This is a genomic window from Mycobacterium sp. PDNC021 (genome assembly GCF_048282635.1).
GTDB lineage: Bacteria > Actinomycetota > Actinomycetes > Mycobacteriales > Mycobacteriaceae > Mycobacterium > Mycobacterium llatzerense.
The window spans coordinates 2,315,092-2,335,471 of record NZ_CP182502.1 but is presented as its reverse complement, the minus strand read 5'-3'; the positions used below and the strand labels follow the sequence as shown (position 1 = coordinate 2,335,471).

At 67.9% G+C, this 20,380-nt stretch carries 19 protein-coding genes and 2 pseudogenes; 11 read left to right on the top strand and 10 right to left on the bottom strand.

Going from position 1 to position 20,380, the window contains the following annotated elements:
- Positions 1-4: 4 nt before the first annotated feature.
- A complete protein-coding gene (locus tag ACNO8X_RS10970) occupies positions 5-1,150 on the bottom strand; it encodes a GTP-binding protein (protein WP_418005304.1) in 1,146 nt (381 codons plus the stop codon).
- Positions 1,151-1,286: 136 nt separating this feature from the next.
- Between ACNO8X_RS10970 and ACNO8X_RS10965 the strand changes: the two genes are divergently transcribed.
- On the top strand, positions 1,287-1,832 hold the full coding sequence (locus ACNO8X_RS10965; protein WP_418005303.1) for a YceI family protein: 546 nt from the start codon (positions 1,287-1,289) through the stop codon (positions 1,830-1,832).
- Positions 1,833-1,907: 75 nt separating this feature from the next.
- Here the strand turns inward: ACNO8X_RS10965 and ACNO8X_RS10960 are convergent, their stop codons facing one another.
- Both ACNO8X_RS10960 and ACNO8X_RS10955 read right to left on the bottom strand, forming a co-directional pair.
- Positions 1,908-2,546 (bottom strand): HD domain-containing protein, encoded by a 639-nt coding sequence (locus ACNO8X_RS10960; RefSeq protein ID WP_418005302.1) that lies wholly within the window; start codon positions 2,544-2,546, stop codon positions 1,908-1,910.
- A gap of 107 nt (positions 2,547-2,653) precedes the next feature.
- Entirely contained in the window at positions 2,654-2,920 is a 267-nt protein-coding gene (locus ACNO8X_RS10955) for a UBP-type zinc finger domain-containing protein (protein ID WP_260937847.1), read from the bottom strand.
- Between the two features lie 94 nt (positions 2,921-3,014).
- Here ACNO8X_RS10955 and ACNO8X_RS10950 point away from each other — a divergent pair, with 94 nt between their 5' ends.
- Positions 3,015-4,196, top strand: coding sequence for a geranylgeranyl reductase family protein (locus tag ACNO8X_RS10950; RefSeq protein WP_418005301.1), 1,182 nt, complete (start codon positions 3,015-3,017; stop codon positions 4,194-4,196).
- Positions 4,197-4,211: 15 nt separating this feature from the next.
- Here the strand turns inward: ACNO8X_RS10950 and ACNO8X_RS10945 are convergent, their stop codons facing one another.
- From ACNO8X_RS10945 to ACNO8X_RS10930, 4 genes and pseudogenes are all read right to left on the bottom strand, one after another.
- Complete coding sequence (locus tag ACNO8X_RS10945; protein ID WP_418005300.1) at positions 4,212-4,982, bottom strand: SDR family NAD(P)-dependent oxidoreductase; 771 nt, start codon at positions 4,980-4,982, stop codon at positions 4,212-4,214.
- A gap of 221 nt (positions 4,983-5,203) precedes the next feature.
- A complete protein-coding gene (locus tag ACNO8X_RS10940; RefSeq protein WP_418005853.1) occupies positions 5,204-6,061 on the bottom strand; it encodes a pseudouridine synthase in 858 nt (285 codons plus the stop codon).
- A gap of 2 nt (positions 6,062-6,063) precedes the next feature.
- Positions 6,064-7,809: a glycerol-3-phosphate dehydrogenase/oxidase gene (locus ACNO8X_RS10935; protein ID WP_418005299.1), complete on the bottom strand. Its 1,746-nt coding sequence runs from the start codon at positions 7,807-7,809 to the stop codon at positions 6,064-6,066.
- Positions 7,802-9,299, bottom strand: a pseudogene (locus ACNO8X_RS10930) (NAD(P)H-quinone dehydrogenase). Before ACNO8X_RS10930 ends, ACNO8X_RS10935 begins: the two are co-directional and overlap by 8 nt.
- Positions 9,300-9,359: 60 nt before the next feature.
- Between ACNO8X_RS10930 and ACNO8X_RS10925 the strand changes: the two are divergent.
- Together ACNO8X_RS10925 and ACNO8X_RS10920 are read left to right on the top strand one after the other, a co-directional pair.
- Entirely contained in the window at positions 9,360-9,827 is a 468-nt protein-coding gene (locus ACNO8X_RS10925; RefSeq protein WP_043397583.1) for a gamma-glutamylcyclotransferase, read from the top strand.
- 190 nt (positions 9,828-10,017) lie between these two features.
- On the top strand, positions 10,018-10,905 hold the full coding sequence (locus ACNO8X_RS10920) for a hypothetical protein (protein ID WP_418005298.1): 888 nt from the start codon (positions 10,018-10,020) through the stop codon (positions 10,903-10,905).
- A 60-nt stretch (positions 10,906-10,965) separates the two neighbouring features.
- Here the strand turns inward: ACNO8X_RS10920 and ACNO8X_RS10915 are convergent, their stop codons facing one another.
- Both ACNO8X_RS10915 and ACNO8X_RS10910 read right to left on the bottom strand, forming a co-directional pair.
- Positions 10,966-12,135: a M20 family metallopeptidase gene (locus tag ACNO8X_RS10915; protein WP_418005297.1), complete on the bottom strand. Its 1,170-nt coding sequence runs from the start codon at positions 12,133-12,135 to the stop codon at positions 10,966-10,968.
- Positions 12,132-13,346 (bottom strand): M20 family metallopeptidase, encoded by a 1,215-nt coding sequence (locus tag ACNO8X_RS10910; RefSeq protein ID WP_418005296.1) that lies wholly within the window; start codon positions 13,344-13,346, stop codon positions 12,132-12,134. The genes ACNO8X_RS10915 and ACNO8X_RS10910 overlap by 4 nt, the downstream gene beginning before the upstream one ends.
- Before the next feature lie 43 nt (positions 13,347-13,389).
- Between ACNO8X_RS10910 and ACNO8X_RS10905 the strand changes: the two genes are divergently transcribed.
- Complete coding sequence (locus ACNO8X_RS10905; protein WP_418005295.1) at positions 13,390-14,205, top strand: purine-nucleoside phosphorylase; 816 nt, start codon at positions 13,390-13,392, stop codon at positions 14,203-14,205.
- Positions 14,160-15,710 (top strand): annotated as a pseudogene (locus ACNO8X_RS10900) (phospho-sugar mutase); the annotation flags it as partial. The gene ACNO8X_RS10905 and the pseudogene ACNO8X_RS10900, both read left to right, overlap by 46 nt.
- Positions 15,711-15,730: 20 nt before the next feature.
- On the opposite strand, the gene upp reads toward ACNO8X_RS10900, so the two are convergent.
- A complete protein-coding gene (upp, locus tag ACNO8X_RS10895; protein WP_418005294.1) occupies positions 15,731-16,354 on the bottom strand; it encodes a uracil phosphoribosyltransferase in 624 nt (207 codons plus the stop codon).
- A 50-nt stretch (positions 16,355-16,404) separates the two neighbouring features.
- Between upp and ACNO8X_RS10890 the strand changes: the two genes are divergently transcribed.
- Genes ACNO8X_RS10890 through ACNO8X_RS10870 form a run of 5 tightly spaced genes read left to right on the top strand, consistent with a single transcriptional unit; the run spans position 16,405 to position 20,205 of the window.
- The gene (locus tag ACNO8X_RS10890) at positions 16,405-16,707 is read left to right on the top strand and encodes a type VII secretion target (RefSeq protein ID WP_418005293.1); all 303 of its coding nucleotides are present in this window, start codon (positions 16,405-16,407) and stop codon (positions 16,705-16,707) included.
- Complete coding sequence (locus ACNO8X_RS10885; protein ID WP_418005292.1) at positions 16,707-17,816, top strand: NlpC/P60 family protein; 1,110 nt, start codon at positions 16,707-16,709, stop codon at positions 17,814-17,816. The genes ACNO8X_RS10890 and ACNO8X_RS10885 overlap by 1 nt, the downstream gene beginning before the upstream one ends.
- Before the next feature lie 18 nt (positions 17,817-17,834).
- The gene (locus ACNO8X_RS10880) at positions 17,835-18,023 is read left to right on the top strand and encodes a hypothetical protein (RefSeq protein ID WP_418005291.1); all 189 of its coding nucleotides are present in this window, start codon (positions 17,835-17,837) and stop codon (positions 18,021-18,023) included.
- A gap of 10 nt (positions 18,024-18,033) precedes the next feature.
- On the top strand, positions 18,034-19,323 hold the full coding sequence (locus ACNO8X_RS10875; RefSeq protein WP_418005290.1) for a primosomal protein: 1,290 nt from the start codon (positions 18,034-18,036) through the stop codon (positions 19,321-19,323).
- 45 nt (positions 19,324-19,368) lie between these two features.
- Positions 19,369-20,205 (top strand): alpha/beta fold hydrolase, encoded by an 837-nt coding sequence (locus ACNO8X_RS10870; RefSeq protein WP_418005289.1) that lies wholly within the window; start codon positions 19,369-19,371, stop codon positions 20,203-20,205.
- Positions 20,206-20,380: the final 175 nt, after the last annotated feature.

Here is a 20,380-nt window from a genome sequence, read left to right as displayed (position 1 = left end):
CGAGTCAGACGTGGCTGTGCGCCGCGGTCCACGCCGGCAGCGGATCTGCGTACCGCAGCCACGCGCTCGTGCCGTCGGCAATTTCGTCGTCGGTGAGCAGCGCCGAGTCGAGAAGCGCTCGCACCTTGCCGGTTTCGAGGCGAATGCCGATGAAGACGATCTCCTGACCGGGCTCGATCTCGGTGCTCGTCCAGTACTGAGCGGGTTCGATGGTGAGGTTGGGTCCGGCCTGCGACCAGATGGCGGCGATGTTCGGTCGGGTGGCGATCCAGCAGAAGCCCTTGCTGCGCAGCAGTCCTCGCACCTGATCGAGGGCATCGGCGAGGCGCTGCGGATGGAACGGACGGTCGGCACGGAACGTCATGCTGCTGATGCCGTACTCCTCGGTTTCGGGCGTGTGCCCATTGGCGATCTCTTCATCCCACCCGGGCGCCTCGGCGGCGAGTTCCGGATCGAACAACCCGGTATCCAAAACGGTTGCCAGCGGCACGATCCCGTGCTCGGTGCGCTCGATCCGCGCGTTGGGGTTGAGGCGTCGCACGACGGCCTCGACGGTCGCAATCGTCTTGGCGCTGACCAGATCGGTCTTGTTGACCAGGATGACGTCCGCGAACTCGACCTGATCGACCAGCAGATCAGCGATGTTGCGTCCGTCGCCGTCGGCCACCGCCAGGTTGCGTTCGGTGAGCGCTTCCCCGCGCGCCAACTCCGGAAGGAAGGTGCACGCATCGATGACGGTGACCATCGTGTCCAGGCGGGCGAGCTCGGACAGCACGAAGCCGTCCTCGAATTCCCAACTGAAGGTGGCGGCCACGGGCATCGGCTCGGAGATGCCCGTCGATTCGATCACGATCTGGTCGAATCGCTGCTGGCGAGCCAGCTCGGCGACGGCGGTGATGAGGTCTTCACGCAACGTGCAGCAGATACATCCATTGGTGAGTTCGACCAACTTCTCCTCGGTCCGGTCAAGGTGACCTTGGCCGGCGATCAGGGCCGCATCGATGTTCACCTCGCTCATGTCGTTGACGATCACCGCGACGCGGCGGCCGTCCCGGTTGGCGAGGATGTGGTTGAGCAGCGTGGTCTTGCCGGCTCCCAAGAAGCCTGAAAGCACGGTCACGGGGATGAGATCAGCGGCGGTCGAGGGCATGACCTTAATGGTAATCATTTTCATTAAGGAACGCGAGCCGCCCAGCACCTGTCCGAGGAAATAATCCGGACCGTAGTCCGGTTGGATATCGTCAGAGCCGGATCGACCGACTCTCGAACCAACAAAGGACAGGCACATGACCACCGCAACCACTCCCCTCAGCGTCGGCACCTGGGCAATCGACACCGCCCACTCCACAGTCGAGTTCTCGGTACGCCACCTGATGGTCAGCAAGGTCCGCGGCAAGTTCGAGAACTTCAGTGGCGCCATCACTGTCGACGCGGACGGCACCCAGTCGGTCACCGCCGAGATCGACGTGACGTCGCTCAACACCGGCAACGAACAGCGCGACGGCCACATCAAGTCGGCCGACTTCTTCGACGCCGAGAACCACCCGGTCGCGACCTTCGCATCGACCTCGGTTCGACAGAACGGTGCCTCCTACGTGCTGGACGGCAACCTGACCATCAAGGGCAACACCCGCCCGGTAACCCTGGGCCTGGAGTTCAACGGCGTGAGCCCCGGCATGGGCGCCGGCGAGGTGTCCGGCTACGAAGCATCAGTTGTCATCAACCGCAAGGACTTCGGCGTCGACCTCGACCTGCCGATGGAGACCGGTGGCGCCGTCGTCGGCGACAAGGTCACCATCACCCTCGACATCGAAGCCGTCAAGCAGGCCTGATCCGATAGGCGACGCCGGGCCGGGTTCCCAAGCCTGTCGCCCGGCCCGGCGTCGGCCCGTGCTGGTCGTGGGGACTCACTCCGGCCAGGCGTTGTTCTCAATAAGGTCAACGAAATTCGTCCGCTTGAATGACGGATCAAAGTGGGCCAGGACGTCGTCGTTCATGGTCCCGAACGTCGTGTCGGGACGATTGACCATGCCGTCGTTGAACGCCCGCAGGATGCGGTTCTTGAAGTCGGGACGCGGATGTGCGGCCACCACCTCAGCTCGTTGTGCATCGGTGATCTCGTCGAAATCCAGACCCAGGACATCGGTTTCGACACCCAGGCTGACCACCGCCACCTCCGGTGCCAGGTGGTGCGGCACTTCCGGAGTCGTGTGCAGCGCGATGGCCAGCCACACATTCGTCGCTTCCCGCTCGGTACGGCCGAAGTCCAACAACAGCTTCCGCGCCATTGCCGCGCCATCGATCTCGAACCGCTGGTCCTTGGTGCCATGCGCCGCCGTCAGGCCCAGATCGTGGAACATGCCGCCGACGTAGGCGAGTTCCGGATCGACGTCCAGCCCGCGCGCAGCCACTTTCAATGAGCCCCACAGGAACACGCGGCGGGAATGGTTGAACAACGTTTCGTCGGTCGCCTGCCGGACGATCGAGGTGGTCTCCCGGACCAGCTCAGTGTCCGGAATCGTCACTCCTGCAATCACTTCAGCCATGATGTGTCACTCCCGTTGGGATTAATTGGACACATTCCATTTTGCCCGTTGATTCGCCGCCGCCACATGGCGCAAGCGGCCACGCAGCCCTCAAATCAGGACACCGGTCAGACGTACTTCTCGTGCACGTAGCACCACCGCCAGTTCTCGCCCGGCTCGAAGGACTGCACGATCTCGTGCCCCGGCGTCTGCGCATGAGCACTCGCGTGGCGCATCGGCGACGAATCGCAACAGCCGACGTGCCCGCACGTCAGACACAACCGCAGATGGACCCAGCGGGTACCACCCGCGATGCAGTCCTGACACCCCTTCGTCGTCTGCGGGGTGACCAGACGGACGTGCTTCAGGTGGGAGTCGCCGAAGATGGATGCCACGGCTTCCACGGTAGCCCCGTCGGTAGTAGTCCACCTGGCGGCTCCGCCCGAAAGCTGATGAACTGGAGCTTCTTCGGGACTGGGGGCGGACACGGTGGCACATCGATATGACGTCGTCGTCGCCGGTGGTGGCCCGTCGGGCTCCGCCGCGGCATGGCAGGCGGCACAGGTGGGCGCCAAGGTGCTGGTCGTCGACAAGGCAGAGTTTCCCCGGGACAAGCCTTGTGGAGACGGACTGACCGCCCGCGCCGTCAGTTACCTGCAGAAGATGGGCCTGGCAGACGAAGTCGCCACCTTCCACCGGGTCAACCGGGTCACGGTGTTCAGTCCGAGTCGGTGGGAGATGTCCTTCCCGAGGCGCCCCGGCATGCCCGATCACGGACACACCGTCAGCCGCACCCACTTGGACACCGTGTTGCTCAGGCACGCCGAGAAAGCTGGGGCGGAGGTTCGCGAGGGCGCCGAAGTGGCAGGACCGGAACTAGATGCCGACGGTCGTGTGGTCGGCGTGGTCCTCAAGACCGGGGAGAAGATCTGGGCAGATGCGGTCATCGCCGCCGACGGTGCGTACTCACCGATCAAGCGCGCGCTGACCATCAATTCGGAGTACAACGGCTACTCGGCTATCGCGATCCGCTCGGAGATACACGTCAACCGGCCGGACAACGATTCGCTCGACATTTATCTCAAGCTGCAGTTCGAGGGCGATCAGTTGCCCGGCTACGGCTGGGTGTTCCCGATGGGCGACGGCGTCTTCAACATCGGCGTGGGCTATGTCAACTGCTTCCGAAACTGGCAGGCGATCAACGCCACCCAGCTACTGGGCGACTTTCTGCGTTCCCTGCCGCGCGATTGGGACCTGCCGCCGATTGCCGAGTTGAAGAAGAGCAAGAGCGCGCGAGCGTGGCGACTGCCGATGGGTTTCACCGCGTGGCCGCCGTGGCGTCCGGGCGTCGTCTTCACCGGCGACGCACTCGGTGCCGCCAAACCGGTCTCGGGCGCAGGCATCTCGAAGGCGCTCGAATCCGGTTTGGTCGCCGGGGAAAGCGTGATCGCGGCCCTGTTGAACGGCGGCCCCAACGATTTCACCAACTACACCCAGCGCCTGGAGGCGGCCTGGGGCAGGGAGTACCGAATGGGCCGCTTCGGACACAAGCTCGCCGGTATCCCTGCCATTCCGAACGCAGGCATCAAGCTCCTCGACAAAGGGCTCGTCCGCGACTGCACGCTCAGGGTGATGTACGGAAAATCGCACGGTCCCCTGCATACATACTGACAGCCGGCCGCAGCCCTACCTCGGCGTCCCGCCACCGTCGACGATGACGACCTGTCCGGTGATGTAACTGCCTGCGCCCGAACACAACAGCAGCGCCGCGCCCACCAATTCATCGGGGTTGGCGAGCCGCTTCAGCAGGGTGTTGGAGGCCATCGCGTCGATCGCCGACTGCGGGTTGTTGCGCACCATGTCGGTGTCGACGGGGCCGGGCGCGATGGCGTTGACCCGGATGCCGTCGGTCGCGAAACCGGCCGCCATCGACCGGGTGAACGACAACAGCGCCGCCTTGCCGGCGGCGTACATCGACACGAACGGCGCGAACTGGAACGCGCCGATCGACGACATGTTCAGCACCGCCGCGGCCGGGCTGGCCTTCAAGTGCGGCAACGCTTTCTGCACCAGGAACACCGGACCGCGCAGGTTGGAGTCGTACGACTTGGCCCACGCCTCGGGCGTCATCTCCCCCAGCGGTTGGGCGAGCGCGTTGGCCGCGTTGTTGACCAGGACGTCGATGCCACCGAACTCCGCGACGGTGGCCGCCACCAGCCGGTCGAGATCGTCCAGGCTGCCCATGTTGGTGGGCACGCCGATCGCCTTGCCCCCCAGGCCGCGCAGGTGCTCGGCCGCGGCCTCACAGGCGTCGGGCTTGCGGCTGGCCACCACCACATTCGCACCGGCCAGCAGGAACCCCTCGGCCATCGCGAGGCCGATACCGCGCGTCCCGCCCGTCACGATGACGGTGCGGCCGGTCATGTCGAACAGGCGGTCAAATGTGGTGCGGTCCATGGCTAGCAGTAGAACACAGGGGTTGAACGCGTTGACCCGGCCCACTCCAATGAGCGGCACAGGCCGCCGAGACCAGCTCGGCGAGATCAGCGCGGCGTGTCGGCTCTGTTGTGACACTTGCGGTTTGGGGGCGTCAACTTTCCTTGACGCGTCAGGGAAAGTTGACGGCTTCCAGCGCGAGTTGTGTGGAGAGAGCTCCACGGCGCCGCCGTTCCCCGGATCTAGGTCCCAGCCTGCAACGTGCGCTGACTGACGAACTCCCGCTCAACGCCGGTCACCGGATCGGTGAACGCCAGCCGATGGGCCAGCAACTGCAGCGGCGTCGAGAAGTCACCGGCGGCGACATCAAGCACCGTGGGATACAACGGATCCCCGTCGATGGGCAGTCCGAGCGAGTTCATGTGCACCCGCAGCTGGTGCGTACGGCCCGTCGACGGCGTCAGCTGGAACAACCCCGAACCCAACGGCGCGACCACCGTCACCGCGTTCACCTCACCGGGTTCCACGACGGCCTGTAAAGACCCGCGCCGCTTCATAATTCGGTTACGCAACTCGACGGGCTCGGCCAATGTCCCGGCCGATGACCGGGCCAGATACGTCTTGGACACCGCACCCGAGGCGAACATCGTCTGATAGGCCCCGCGCAACGAGCGGCGCGCCGTGAACACCAGCACGCCCGCCGTCAGCCGGTCCAGCCGATGTGCCGGCGAGAGCTCCCACAAACCCAAGGCTCGGCGCAGTCTTACCAACGCCGTCTGCACCACGTGCCCGCCGCGGGGCATGGTCGCCAGAAAGTGCGGTTTGTCGACCACGACGATGTTCTCGTCGCGGTACAGCACCGGCACGTCGAACGGGACGACGGCCTCGTCGGGCAGGTCCCGGTACCAGTAGATGAACGCGCCGGCGGGCAGCTCGGTGACCGCATCCACGACCGACCCGTCAGCGCAAACCACTTCGCCGGCAAGCACTTTCGCGGCTGCCTCGTCGCCGAACCGGGACCGCAGCTCGGCCAGCACCGGCCCACCGTGCAGCCGCAGCCGGGACGGCCCGATCCCCTCATATCCGGGACGGACAGGCAGGCTCAATCGAGCGGCACCGGCTCGAGGATCTCCGCACGGGATTCCGGAGCCGCGGCGCGCAGCGCGTCGGCCGATTCGTCGTCGGGCTGGGTCTGCGACAGCACCTCGGCCTCGACGCGCGCCAAGTAGGTCGCGACCTCACGGTCGATGTCCTCGGCACTCCAACCCAGCACCGGCGCAATGACTTCCGCGACCTCGCGGGCGCAGTCCACGCCGCGGTGCTGGTACTCGATGGAGATCCGCATGCGGCGCGCGAGGATGTCCTCGAGGTGCAGCGCACCCTCGGCCGCGGCCGCGTACCAGGCCTCGACCTTCAAGTACACCGGCGCCTCGGTGATCGGCTCCAGCAGCTCGGGACGGTCGGCGGCCATGTCCAGCACCTCGCCGATCAACGAGCCGTAGCGGTCCAGCAAGTGGCGCACCCGGTAAGGATGCAGGCCGTAGTGCTGGCCGACGTGTTCGGTCTGGTTGATCAGCGCGAAGTAGCCGTCGGCGCCGAGCAGCGGCACCTTCTCGGTTATCGACGGCGCCACCCGTGTCGGCACGAACTCGCTGGCCGCGTCGATGGCGTCCTCGCCCATGACGCGGTACGTGGTGTACTTGCCGCCCGCGATGGCCACCAGGCCCGGGGCCGGCACCGCGACCGCGTGCTCGCGGGACAGCTTGGAGGTCTCCTCGCTCTCCCCGGCCAGCAGCGGGCGCAGGCCCGCGTAGACGCCGTCGATGTCGTCATGGTTGAGCGGAGTGGCCAGCACCTTGTTGACGTGCCCGAGGATGTAGTCGATGTCGGCCTTGGTCGCCGCCGGGTGCGCCAGGTCCAGGTTCCAGTCGGTGTCGGTGGTGCCGATGATCCAGTGCGTGCCCCACGGGATCACGAACAGCACCGACTTCTCGGTGCGCAGGATGATCGCCACCTCGCTGACGATCCGGTCCCGGGGCACGACGATGTGCACACCCTTGGAAGCGCGGACCCGGAAGCGCCCGCGCTGCTTCGACAGCGCCTGAATCTCGTCGGTCCACACGCCGGTGGCGTTGACCACGACGTGGCCGCACACCTCGGTCACCGCGCCGGTCTCGGAGTCGCGGACGCGGACGCCGGTGACCCGGTCACCTTCGCGCAGCAGCGCCACGACCTGCGTCGAGGTGCGGACCACGGCACCGTAGTGCGCCGCGGTGCGGGCGACGGTCATGGTGTGCCGCGCGTCGTCGACGACGGTGTCGTAGTAGCGGATCGCGCCGACCAGCGAGCTGCGCTTGAGCCCGGGCGCCAGCCGCAGCGCCCCGGCCTTGAGCAGGTGCTTCTGCGGGGGCACCGACTTGGCGCCGCCCAGCTGGTCGTACAGGAAGATGCCGGCGGCGATGTACGGGCGTTCCCAGATCCGCTTGGTCAGCGGGAACAGGAACGGCAGCGGCTTCACCAGGTGTGGCGCCAGAGTGGTCAGCGATAGCTCGCGTTCGTACAGCGCTTCACGGACCAGACCGAACTCGAGCTGCTCCAGGTAGCGCAGGCCGCCGTGGAACATCTTGCTGCTGCGGCTGGACGTGCCGGAGGCGAAGTCGCGCGCCTCGACCAGGGCGACCTTCAGCCCGCGCGTCGCGGCGTCCAGGGCCGCACCGGCACCGACGACGCCGCCACCGATCACGATGACGTCGAACTGCTCGGCGCCCAGCCGGTTCCATGCGGTCTCGCGCTGTGCGCGGTTCAGCAGGGTCTGACCATTGCCCGGGCCGGGAATCGGGTCACTCACGGCGGAACTCCTCGTGGTTACTCGTCGGTAGGCCTTGCATGACCGAGCCTACGTGGTCGGCCCCGGTTCGTGCGTCAGTCCAGATCGTCGTGAGCCATGAGCCGGCGGGCCGTCTCGATGGTCGAGCCCGACAGCGACGGGTAGACCGACAGGGTCTGGGCCAGATCGGTCACCGAGATCCGGTTCTGCACCGCCAGCGCGATCGGCAGGATCAGCTCGGACGCGATCGGGGCGACCACCACCCCGCCGATCACCACGCCCGTGGCCGGGCGACAGAAGATCTTCACGAAACCGTGCTCGAGCAACGACATCTTGGCCCGCGCGTTGGTGTTCAGCGGCAGCATCAGGGTGCGGGCCGGGACGGCGCCACTGTCGATGGCGGTCTGCGGCACCCCGACCGCGGCGATCTCCGGGAAGGTGAACACCGCGGCCGCGACGGTCCGCAGCCGGATCGGCGAAACCCCTTCACCCAGTGCGTGATACATCGCGATGCGGCCCTGCATGGCGGCCACCGAGGCCAGCGGCAGCAGGCCCGTGCAGTCACCGGCGGCGTAGATGCCCGACGCCGACGTGCGCGACACCCGGTCCACCGTCAGATAGTTGCCGGGGCCCAGCTCGATGCCGACCTTCTCGAGTCCCAGACCCTCGGTGTTGGGCACCGACCCGATGCTCATCAGGACGTGGCTGCCCTCGACCGTCCGGCCGTCGGCCAGATTGACCTTGGCGCCCGTCTCGGTGCGGACCACCGAATCGGCGCGGGCGTTCTTCACCAGGCGCACGCCACGTTCGGCGAAGCTCGTCTCCAGCACCGCTGCGGCGTCGGAGTCCTCGTGCGGGAGGATCTGGTCGCGGCTGGCGACCACGGTGACCTTGACGCCGAGTTCGGTGTAGGCGTTGCAGAACTCGGCGCCGGTGACGCCGGAGCCGACGATGATCAGGTGCTCGGGCAGCTCGTCGAGGTCGTAGAGCTGACGCCAGTTGAGGATGCGCTCGCCGTCGGGCTTGGCGTTGGGCAGCACGCGGGGGCTGGCGCCGGTGGCGATCAGCACCACGTCGGCCTTCAGCACGCCGGACCGGCCGTCGGGTGTGGTGACTTTCACTCGGTGGTGCGCCATGCCGGGGATGTCGTCGACCAGTTCGCCGCACCCGGGCACCACGTTGACGCCGGCGCGCAACAGCTGACCGCCGATGTCGACGGACTGGCTGCGGGCCAGCGTCTTGACCCGGTTGTTGATCTGCGGCAACGAGATTTTGGCGTCCTCGACATGCAGGTCGAAGCCCAGACCACTGGCCCGTCGCAGCTCGGTGCGCACGCCGGTCGACGCGATGAAGGTCTTGGACGGCACGCAGTCCCACAGCACGCAGGCGCCACCGATACCGTCGCGGTCGACGACGGTGACCTCCGTTGTGTCGGGGCCGTAACCGGCGGCAACCAGGGCTGCCTCATACCCGGCGGGACCGCCGCCGATGATCACGATGCGGGTAACCACGGCTACATCTAACCCCGAGTTGGGTGTTGGTCGCCGGACAACAAGCCGTACGCTTGCCAGGTGCCGCTCTACGCCGCTTACGGATCGAACATGCATCCGGAGCAGATGCTGCAGCGGGCCCCTCATTCCCCGATGGCGGCCACCGGTTGGCTGCACGGCTGGAGGCTGACGTTTGCGGGCGCAGACATCGGCTGGGAGGGCGCGCTGGCGACGCTGGTCCAGGATCCCATGTCCAAGGTCTTTGTCGTGCTCTACGACATGACCCGCGAAGACGAGGAACGCCTGGACCGCTGGGAAGGCTCAGAGCTGGGCATCCACAAGAAGATCCGGTGCCGGGTGAACCGGGTGTCGTCGGACACCTCGACCGAACCCGTGCTGGCGTGGCTGTACGTAGTCGACGCCTGGGAAGGTGGGCTGCCGTCGGCGCGCTACCTGGGCGTGATGGCCGAAGCCGCCGAGATCGCCGGCGCCCCCGCCGACTACGTCCACCACCTCCGCACCCGCCCGTCCCGCAACATCGGACCCTAACTTCCCGCGAGCGTGCGTGTCTGTCACCAACACGCCGTCGTTCGCATGCCATTCCGTCGCGCTCGCTGCTAACGACCGCCGCAACCCGTCAGGCCGTGGCACTGGTCCGCATCATCCACAGTTCGGGATCCATCCACAGATTGCGCGCGAGCACTGTTGACGAACGCGAGGCGACTCCAGTATCGGGGTCATGAATGCCGATCTCGAAGCGCTACTGGATGCCCAGAACGGGGTTGCCACGAGTGAGCAAATCCTGGCTCTGCAGTCCCGCCCGTCGTTCAGGGTGGATGTGAAAGCTGGAGTATTACAACGTATCTGGCAAGGAGTCTACTGCCACGGCGAACCTGACGACTGGGTCCGGCTACGTGGGCTCGACCTTGCCGCGGGCACGCCCGTTCCGGTCTGCCTCGGCACCGCGGCCGCGCTCCACGGTTTCGACACCGAGAACCCGAAGGACCTGCATGTCCTGAACCCTCCGCAACATCAGCTCCGGAACGCGGACGGATTGGTGGTACACCGCCGCGACGGCGCACCGATGGCAGAGGTGAACGGTCGACCCACCACCGCTGCGGCCTGGACAGCCATCGAGGTGGCCCGCTCGCTGCGCAGGCCACGAGCGCTGGCGACCTTGGATGCCGCGCTGCGGTCGGGAACCTGCGATCGCGTGGAGCTGGCCCGCGCTCTGATAAAGCAATCGGGACGTCGCGGCATTGTCGCGGTTCGTGAATTGCTGCCGCTGGCAGACCCGCGCGCCGAGTCTCCGATGGAGAGTGAAGCGCGACTGGTGATGCTCGATGGTGGGTTACCGGCGCCGGAACTCCAACATGAAATCATCGATGGCCGTGGGCAGTTGCGGCGCCTCGACTTTGCTTGGCCCGACCACCGCGTCGCGGCCGAGTACGACGGAATGGACTGGCACAGTGGCGCCGAGGCGATGTTGTCCGACCGGAACCGGACAACAGCGTTGATGGAAATCCGCTGGACGGTGGTGCCGATCGTCTACGACGACGTCCGGCGTCGGCCCGACGACCTGGTCTCGCGGATCGACATGCGTTTACGTCACGCTCGTGCGGCGTGAGTTGACGCCAAAATGCCCGCGAAATGCGGTGTGTCGCGGGCAGACACGCACGCTCGCGGTTTAGAACTCGGCGGCCTGCTCGATGATGTTGACCAGCACGCGGACGCCGACGCCGAGGGCGCGTTCGTCGAGATCGAAGGTCGGCTGGTGCAGGTCGAGCTGCGGGCCGACGCCAGGCCACACGCCGAGGCGCGCCATGGCTCCCGGCACCTCTTCCAAGTACCACGAGAAGTCTTCTCCGCCACCGGATTGCTTGGTGTCGGCCAGGGAGTCCGGGCCCAGCGCCTCGATCGCGTGGGTCATGATCCGGGTGGACAGTTCTTCGTTGACCACCGGCGGGACGCCGCGCCGGTACAGCACCGTGTGATCCACGTTGAGCGGCGCCAGCAGCGACGAAACGATCTCGCGGACAATCGATTCCATCTCGACCCAGGCGTCGCGGCTGGCGGTGCGGATGGTCCCGGCCAGAGTTCCCGTCTGCGGAATGGCGTTCGACGCGAACCCGGCGTTCACCGCACCCCACACCATGACCGTGCTGTGCCGCGGATCGACCCGACGCGACAGGATGCCGGGCACCCCGGTGATCAGCGTGCCGAGCGCATAGACCAGATCGCCGGTCAGGTGCGGCCGGGAAGTGTGCCCACCCGGCGAGTGCAGGGTGATCTCCATCTGGTCGGCGGCCGACGTGATCGGCCCCGGAATGGTGGCGACCTTGCCCACTTCCAGTCGCGGATCACAATGCAGCGCAAAGATTCTCGATACCCCGGCCAGCGCACCCGCAGAAATGGCGTCCAGTGCACCGCCGGGCATCAGCTCCTCGGCGGCCTGGAACACCAGGCGCACACCGACGGGCAGCGCCGGTGCGGACGCCAGCGCCAACCCGGCACCCAGCAGCACTGAAGTGTGGCCGTCGTGGCCGCAGGCGTGTGCCACGTTAGGGATTGTCGACGCGAACGGCAGGCCGGTGCGCTCGTCCATCGGCAGCGCGTCCATGTCGGCGCGCAGCGCGATCCGCGGCCGGTCCTCAGGACCGAAATCGCAAGTCAGACCGGTGCCGCCAGGCAGAATCTTCGGGTTCAACCCAGCCTCGGCCAGTCGCGTCGCGACGAACTTGGTGGTCTCGAACTCCTGCCGGCCCAACTCCGGGTTGGCGTGCAGATGCCGCCGCCACCCGACGAGGTCACCGTAGTTCGTGGCCAGCCAGCGCTCGGCGTGGTCCGAGAGGGTCATCCGCGCCCTGCCTTCACTTGTTGCTGAACCGCTGCCCGGTCCGCCATCTTCTGCAAAACCCGGGCTCGCTCATCAGGCGCTTGTGCCAACGCAACCACGGTGCGCGCCAACATGATTGCACCTTCGATGACGGCCTGGTCCGCACTCGGCCCCGCCGCGGCCACGGTGAATTCCGGCTGATGGATCGACGCCCCGTTGGCTTCGATCCCCACCACGGGATGGATGCCCGGCATCATCTGCGTGACGTTGCCCATGTCGGTACTACCAAGGGGCACAGAGACTTCCAGGTCCACCGGCAGCGGGGTGCGGCCCAGCCGCTCCATCTCGGCACGGAACACCGTCGTCAACCAGGGGTCCGGGGTGAGGGCGTCGTATCGCGGTGACACCTCGGTCACCTCGTGAGTGCAACCCGTCGCCAAGGCGCCGGCCGCGAAACAGGAGAACATCCGGACTTCCAGCTCGTCCAGGGACACCGAGTCGGTGGCGCGCATCGTGTACAGCAATTCCGCATGCGCCGGAATCACATTCGGCGCCTGACCGCCGTCGGTGACGATGCCGTGCATCATCTGACCGGGCGTCAGCTGCTGACGCAGCAGCCCGATCGCCACCTGAGCGACCGTCACCGCGTCGGCGGCATTGATGCCCAGGTACGGGGCAACTGCGGCGTGCGACTCGCGCCCGCGGTAGGCCACCGACACCTCGGACAGAGCCAGGGAGCGTGCCCCCGCGATGTCCACCGGGCCGGGGTGCAGCATCACTGATGCCGCGACGTCGTCGAACACTCCGGCGTTGATCAACAACGCTTTTCCGCCGCCGGCTTCTTCGGCGGGAGTGCCGATCAATGCCACGGTGATGCCGAGTTCGTCGGCGACCTCGGCCAGCGCCAACGCCGTGCCGACCGCCGACGCGGCAATGATGTTGTGCCCACACGCATGTCCGATGCCGGGCAGCGCGTCGTACTCGGCACAGATGCCGATCACGAGTTCGCCACTGCCGTAGTCGGCGCGGAACGCGGTGTCCAGACCGCCGGCGGCCGCGGTGACCTCGAACCCACGCTCGGCGACGAGCGCCTGGGTCTTGGCGCAACTGCGATACTCCGCGAAGGCCAGTTCCGGCTCGGCGTGAATCGAGTGGGACAGTTCGATCAGATCGGCACGGTGACGCGCGACGGCATCGGTGACCGTCTGCAGCGCGTCGCCAGTAAGCATCATGGAAGTATCGCACCGGCCCGTTTGGGCGCGGCTGGCAACTAAGGTGGACGCCGTGACCGTTCCGCAGGCCACCCCTGACTTCGCCGCCGCTCAGGCCGCCGCCGCCATCCGTGACCGCACCGGGATCCCGCAGTTCGACGTGGCTGTCGTACTGGGCTCGGGCTGGGCTCCCGCCGCCGCGGTGCTGGGCGAGCCCACATCCGCCATCGCCATGGCTGACCTCCCCGGATTCACCCCGCCGACAGCATCCGGGCATGGCGGGCAGGCGCTCGCGCTGCAGGTCGGCGGACGTGACGTGCTGGTGCTGTTGGGCCGCATCCACGCCTATGAGGGCCATGACCTGCGCCATGTGGTCCACCCGGTGCGCACTGCCATCGCGGCCGGTGCACGGACCGTGGTGCTGACCAATGCCGCGGGAGGCCTGCGCGCGGAGTACTCGGTCGGCCAGCCGGTGCTGATCAGTGACCACCTGAACCTGACGGCGCGCTCACCGCTGGTCGGCGCGCAGTTCGTCGACCTGGTCGACGCCTACTCGCCGCGGCTGCGGGCGCTGGCCCGCGCGGTCGACCCGTCGCTGACCGAGGGCGTGTACGCCGGCCTGCCCGGCCCGCACTACGAGACGCCCGCCGAAATCCGGATGCTTCGCACCCTGGGCGCCGATCTGGTTGGCATGTCAACGGTGCACGAGACCATCGCCGCCCGCGCCGGCGGCGCCGAGGTGCTCGGCATCTCGATGGTGACCAACCTGGCCGCCGGCATGACCGGCGAGCCGCTGAGCCACGCCGAGGTCCTGGAGGCCGGCCGCCAGTCCGCGACCCGGATGGGGACACTGCTGGCCGAGGTGCTGGCGCGGCTGTGACCGTCACACCCCTTGCCTTCGGCACCGCCGGCCTGCGTGGCCCTATGCGCGAAGGCCTCGACGCCATGAACGTCACCACCGTCAGTCGGGCGACGTGGGCCGTCGCGAAGGTGCTCAAGGACCGTTGTCTGGGCGGGTCGACAGTCGTGGTCGGCCGCGACGCGCGGCATCACTCCGACGAATTCGCGACGGCGACGGCGGAAATCTTTGCCGCCGAGGGATTTTCCGTCGTCCTCCTCCCCCACCCGGCACCCACGCCCGTCGTCGCCTATGCGGTGCGTCAGCTCAATGCCGTTGCCGGCGTACAGATCACCGCGTCGCACAATCCGCCGGCCGACAATGGCTACAAGGTGTACTTCGACGGGGGCATCCAGATCGTGCCCCCAACCGACGGCGACATCGAAACCGCGATGCGCCAGGCGCCGACGGACATCGCCCGGCAGCCGGTCACGCCCACCGATGGCACTCTCATCGAGCAGTACACGCGACGGGCCGGGTCACTGCGCAAGACCGAAGGCGACGTCCGAGTGGCACTGACCGCCATGCACGGCGTCGGGGGCGCGCTGGCAGTCGACGTCCTGAACCGAGCCGGCATCACCACTATCCACACGGTGGCAACACAATTCGACCCCGACCCCGACTTCCCCACCGTCGCGTTCCCCAACCCCGAGGAGCCCGGCGCCACCGACCTGCTGCTCACACTGGCCGCTGACAGCGACGCAGAGGTTGCCATCGCCCTGGACCCCGATGCCGACCGCTGCGCCGTGGGCATCCCGACCACGGGCGGTTGGCGCATGCTGTCCGGCAACGAAACCGGTTGGCTGCTGGGCGATTACCTGCTGTCGGACCTCACCCCGAACCAAGCCAAAGACACCGTCGTTGCCAGCTCACTCGTCTCGTCGCAGCTGCTCGCCACGATCGCGGCCGACTACGGGGCCCACCACGTCGAAACCCTCACCGGCTTCAAATGGCTCGCCCGCGCCGACAAGGACGTCCCGGGTGCCACCCTGCGCTATGCCTACGAAGAGGCCATCGGTCACTGCGTCGACCCCGACACCGTGCGCGACAAGGACGGCATCAGCGCTGCCGTCGTGGTCTGCGATCTGGTTGCGGCACTGCGTAATCAAGGTCAGACGGTGCAGGATCGATTGGACGCACTCGCCGCGAAACACTGCGTGCACGTCACCGGCGCGGTCTCGGTGCACACCGATGCCGACGCGGTGATGGCCCGCCTGCGCGCTGAGCCACCGACCGAGATCGCCGGTATCACTGTCGCCACCGAGGACTTGGCCCAGCTCCAGGGTCAACGCCGCACCGACGCGCTGATCTTCACCGGCGACGGCCTGCGGGTAGCGGCGCGCCCGTCGGGCACCGAACCAAAGGTCAAGGGCTACCTCGAGATCAGCAGGCCGCCGGCTGCCGATGTGACGGCCTCGCGTACCTCCGCGGAGGCAGAACTGGCGAGAATCAAAGCCGCTGTGACGGGCCTGCTGGCGCCACGCTGAGCGGCTCGGCGTATCCACCTTCAGCGCGGCCCGAACTGCCGATCCCCTGCATCGCCCAGGCCCGGCACGATGTAGGCGTCTGCGTTCAACGAAGCATCAATGGTGGCCGTGAACAACCGCAACGACGGAACCGCCTTCTCCACCAACGCAATTCCCTCCGGCGCGCACACCACACACACGGCGGTGATGTCATCGGCGCCGCGGTCGAGCAGCAACTGCAGCGTGTGCGCCATCGAACCGCCCGTGGCCAGCATCGGGTCGAGCACCATCACCGGCCGGCCGCTCAGGTCCGCGGGCAGCGACTCGAGGTACGGCGTCGGTTGATGCGTCGTCTCGTCACGGGCCATGCCGACGAAGCCGACCTGAGCCTCCGGAATCAGCGCGTGCGCCTGATCGACCATGCCCAGACCGGCCCGCAGCACCGGGACCAACAGCGGCGGGTTCGACAGCCGCGACCCGGTGGTCAGCGCCACCGGGGTTTGAACCGGCAGCTCGTCGCAGGCCAACGAGCGCGTGGCCTCGTAGACGAGCATCAGCGTCAGATCACGCAACGCCGCCCGGAACCCGGCGTTGTCGGTGCGCTTGTCACGCAAGGTGGTCAGCCGCGCGGCGGCCAACGGATGATCGACGACCCGGACGTCCATGCGCGCCAACATTAATGGAACCGAACGGGCCTGGCGGCCGTCTTATCCACATGACCCGAAATCTGACCGCGGATCCGTCGGCTCTGCACGCCCTTGCCGCGGATTACCGCGGCCACAGCACCGAACTGGCGGCGCACGCCGCGAACCTGGCTGCCATCGCGGGACAGTTCGACGTGTTCGGCCCGGTCGGCGCGGCCTTCGCCGCCGCCCTGGCACAGGCCACGCACCACCAGGCCCAACTGGCGCACCGCCTCAGCGCGCACCTCGACACCGGCGGCGAGGCGGCCGTCGCCACCGCGGCCGGCTTCGTCGACGCCGACCACAGCGTTGGCGGCCGGATCGGAGCCTGGTGATGAACGGCTCACTGACATCCGCGCTGGCAGCCCCGATCCGTGAGGTGCAGTCCCTCGTGGGTCCCGGTTTCTCCGGTCCGGACCCGGCCGACGCCCTGCGCACGGTGCAGTCCGGACTCGACGGCGTCGCCGCCGCTGCCGACAACGCGTGGCAGCAGACCCAAGGCCAGTGGACCGGCGCCGCGGCGGGCAGCGCGGGTCAGTTCGCGAACGCGGCCGTCACGGCCATCGTGGCGATGGCGATGACCGCCGGGCAGCTGAGCACCCACACACAGCAGGCCGCTGCCGCAGTGACCAGGGCGCGCGAGCGACTCGACACCATCCTGCGCAATTTCGAGACCAGAGCGGCCGAACTCGAAGCCACCCTGGAATCCCCCGCCGACGCCGCGGCGCTCATCGACGAAGCCAGCCGCGCGCTCGACGAGGCCATCACCGTCGTCGACGAGCTGCACACCGAACTCGCCGCGCAGGCCGAGCAGGTCACCGCCATGGCGAGCACTCCTCCGCCCCAGAACGGATCGCCCTGGGAGGCAAGCGGATCCGGCGCGGGCACCGGATCAGGTGCGGGCACCGGCCCGGGCATGAGCCTGCCGAGCCTGGGCACGCCGACCGGGCAGGGCGCCGATTGGGCAAGTGGACTCGCGGCGCCCGCGGCCCACGCCGCCCAGGCCGCGCTCACCCACCGCCGGCCGCCCGACCCCGGGAAGTTCGGCGCCGGCGAAGCCGTCACGCTGCCCGACGGCAGCACCGCCACCGCGCCCAACAAGGTCGCGGCCGACGCGGTCCGCCACGCCCTCACCCAACTCGGCGTGCCCTACGTGTGGGGTGGCACGACGCCCGGCGTCGGACTGGACTGCAGCGGCCTGACGCAGTGGGCCTACCGCGAGGCCGGCCTCGACCTCCCGCGGCTGGCGCAGGAGCAGGACATCGGCGCCGCCGTCGACCGCGGCTCGCTGCGCCCGGGCGACCTGGCGGTGTGGGACGGTCATGTCGCGATGATCGTGGGAAACGGCCTGATGGTGGAGGCAGGCGACCCCATCCAGCTGTCCCCGATCCGCACCACCAACCTCGATCAGGGTTTCCACGGCTTCTTCCGCCCGACCGCATGACCACCGAATGACGGCCGCATGACCACCGCCGAATACGACGACGCGATGGCACGTGCGCGTACGGCGCTGGCGGTGCTCAAACGCGCGGCAGCGGAACTGTCCACGCCGGGGCGGGACCCCGACGCGGCGGCCACCGTCCTGCGCCATCTACGCGACGACCTGTACCGACCCGACGCCCCCAGCATGGCCCCAGCCGCACGTCGATAGGCTGTGCCGCATGGCTGCTGACATCGTGCCGGTTCGGCTCGGTTTGACCCATGGCGATCTGTACACCCTGTGGGCGCCGTTGTGGCGTGACTCGGACGACGAGTGGGAAGCGTTCCTCGGCGACGACGACGCCCTCTTCGGGTTCGACTCCGTCGCTGACCTGGCCGCCTTCGTGCGGACCAACACCGACAACGACCTCGCTGACCACCCCAAGTGGCAGGCGCTCGGCGAGGCCAACGCCCACCGCCTGAACCCGGACGAGAGCCACCTGCACGACCTGGTCGGTGTGCCAGAACTGGTCGCCGAGAAGCCCACCGACGAGTCCGTCACCTCGCTGCGGCGGACGCTCCAGGTGGTCGGCGCGCTCGGCTCGGTGTGCGATCTGATCGCGGTGGCGAAGTTCTTCAACGGCAACCCCGTGTTGTCGACGCTGGGCGGCGGCGCCGAGGCCTACTCGGGTCGCGCCGGCCGCAAGCGCTGGGCGGACATCGAGGCCGCCGTCGGCCGCAGCTGGGATCACGTGCTCGACGCCATCGACGAGCTGGTGACCACCCCCGAGGTCGACGCCACGGCGGCGGCCAAGGCCCAGGCCGAGCTCGACGAGCCCGCACCTGAGCCCGAGGAAGACGAACTCGACGAGGCCGAAGCGGCCGCCGAGGACTCCGAAGATGAGGTCATCGAGGGCGAGGTGGACACGGACTCCGAGGAGGCGGCCCTCACCGTCCAGGCGGAGCGCCAGCTGCTCGGCAGCGACGAGGACTTCTGGGAGCGTGTCGGCATCGACCCGATCCGCATCATGACCAAGGGCGGCACCTTCTACACGCTGCGGTGCTACTACAACGACCAGCCGCGGTTCCTCGGCCGTAACGGCCGCATCAGCGTGTTCGGCTCAGAGCGCGCCCTGGCCCGCTACCTGGCCGACGAGCACGAGAGCGACCTGTCCAGCTTCGAGGCCTACGCCGACATCCGCACCGCGGCCACCGACGGCTCGCTGCAGATTCGGGTCACCGAGGACAACGTCTACGTGCTCAGCGGGCTGTCCGACGACATCTCCGACGGCCCCGACGCCGTCGACCGCGAGCAACTGGACCTGGCGATCGAGTTCGCCCGCGACGTCTGCGACTACGCCGACGACGGCACCGCCGACAAGGCCCTGACCACCAGCCAGCCGCTGGGCAAGTTCGTCGGCCACGTGCTCGAGCCCGAGACCGTCGGCGCCCCGTCGAAGCCGTACGCCGAGGCCGTCGCCCAGTGGGAGACCCTCGAGCGCTTCGTCGAGTCCCGACTCCGCCAGGAGTAGTCCAGACGGCGATGAGTTCCGGGGATGCCACCGGTCTGCACTGACATGACCCAGACCGGCACCCAGCCCATCGTCCGAAATCTCGCCGTACCCGGCGCGACCCTGCACTACGAGGTGCGCGGCAGCGGGCCGGTGCTCGCCGTCATCGGTTCCCCGATGACGGCGTCCGAGTTCGCTCTCGTCGCCGACGCGCTGGCCGTCGACCACACCGTCGTGACGTACGACCCACGCGGGCTCGGCGCCAGCCCCATCGACGATCCCGCACAGGACTCGACGCCAGAGCTGCGGGCCGCCGACGTCGCCGCGATCCTCGATGACCTCGGCGCCGGTCCGGCCGACGTGTTCGGCTCCAGCGGCGGCGCGGTGACCGGCCTGGCGCTGGCCACGAAGTACCCCGACTGGGTGCGGACCCTGGTCGCGCACGAGCCACCGCTGCTGGAACTGCTGCCCGCATCGGAAGCCGCCAAACAGCGCGCCGCGACGCAGGACATCATCGCCACCTTCCACAGCGACGGGCCCGGCGCGGCGATGGCGAAGTTCATGGCCACAGCGGGCTTCGATCAGTCCGAGGACGGGGCTCCGGGGCAGCCGGGACAGCCCTCGCCCGACGAGATGGCCAAGCAGCTCGCCGACCTGGCCCGGTTCTTCAACCACGAATTGCTCTGCACCACAACGTATGTGCCGGACCTCGACGCATTGAAAGCAAGCCGGGTCATCGTCGGCATCGGCGCCGATTCCGAACATCTCATCACGCACGGCACCTCGATGGCGCTGTGCCACCTGCTGGGTGTCGAGCCCGTCACCTTCCCCGGCGATCACGGCGGGTTCATGAGCGCGCCCGACGAGTTCGCGGCCACACTGAGGGCCGTTCTGCCCGACTGAAAATCCCAGGTCACCCAGCCACCGAGCACACTCCCGGCCGACACCCGGCAGAACCGCGTTGCAATATTAGTTAGCAAGGCGTAAGAATTTCCCAAGAATCCGCTGAGTCAGCGGAGCCTCCTGCCGAGGGCAGGACAGGCAGCAGCCTGATCGTCGGGGTTTCGGTCAGCGGGTT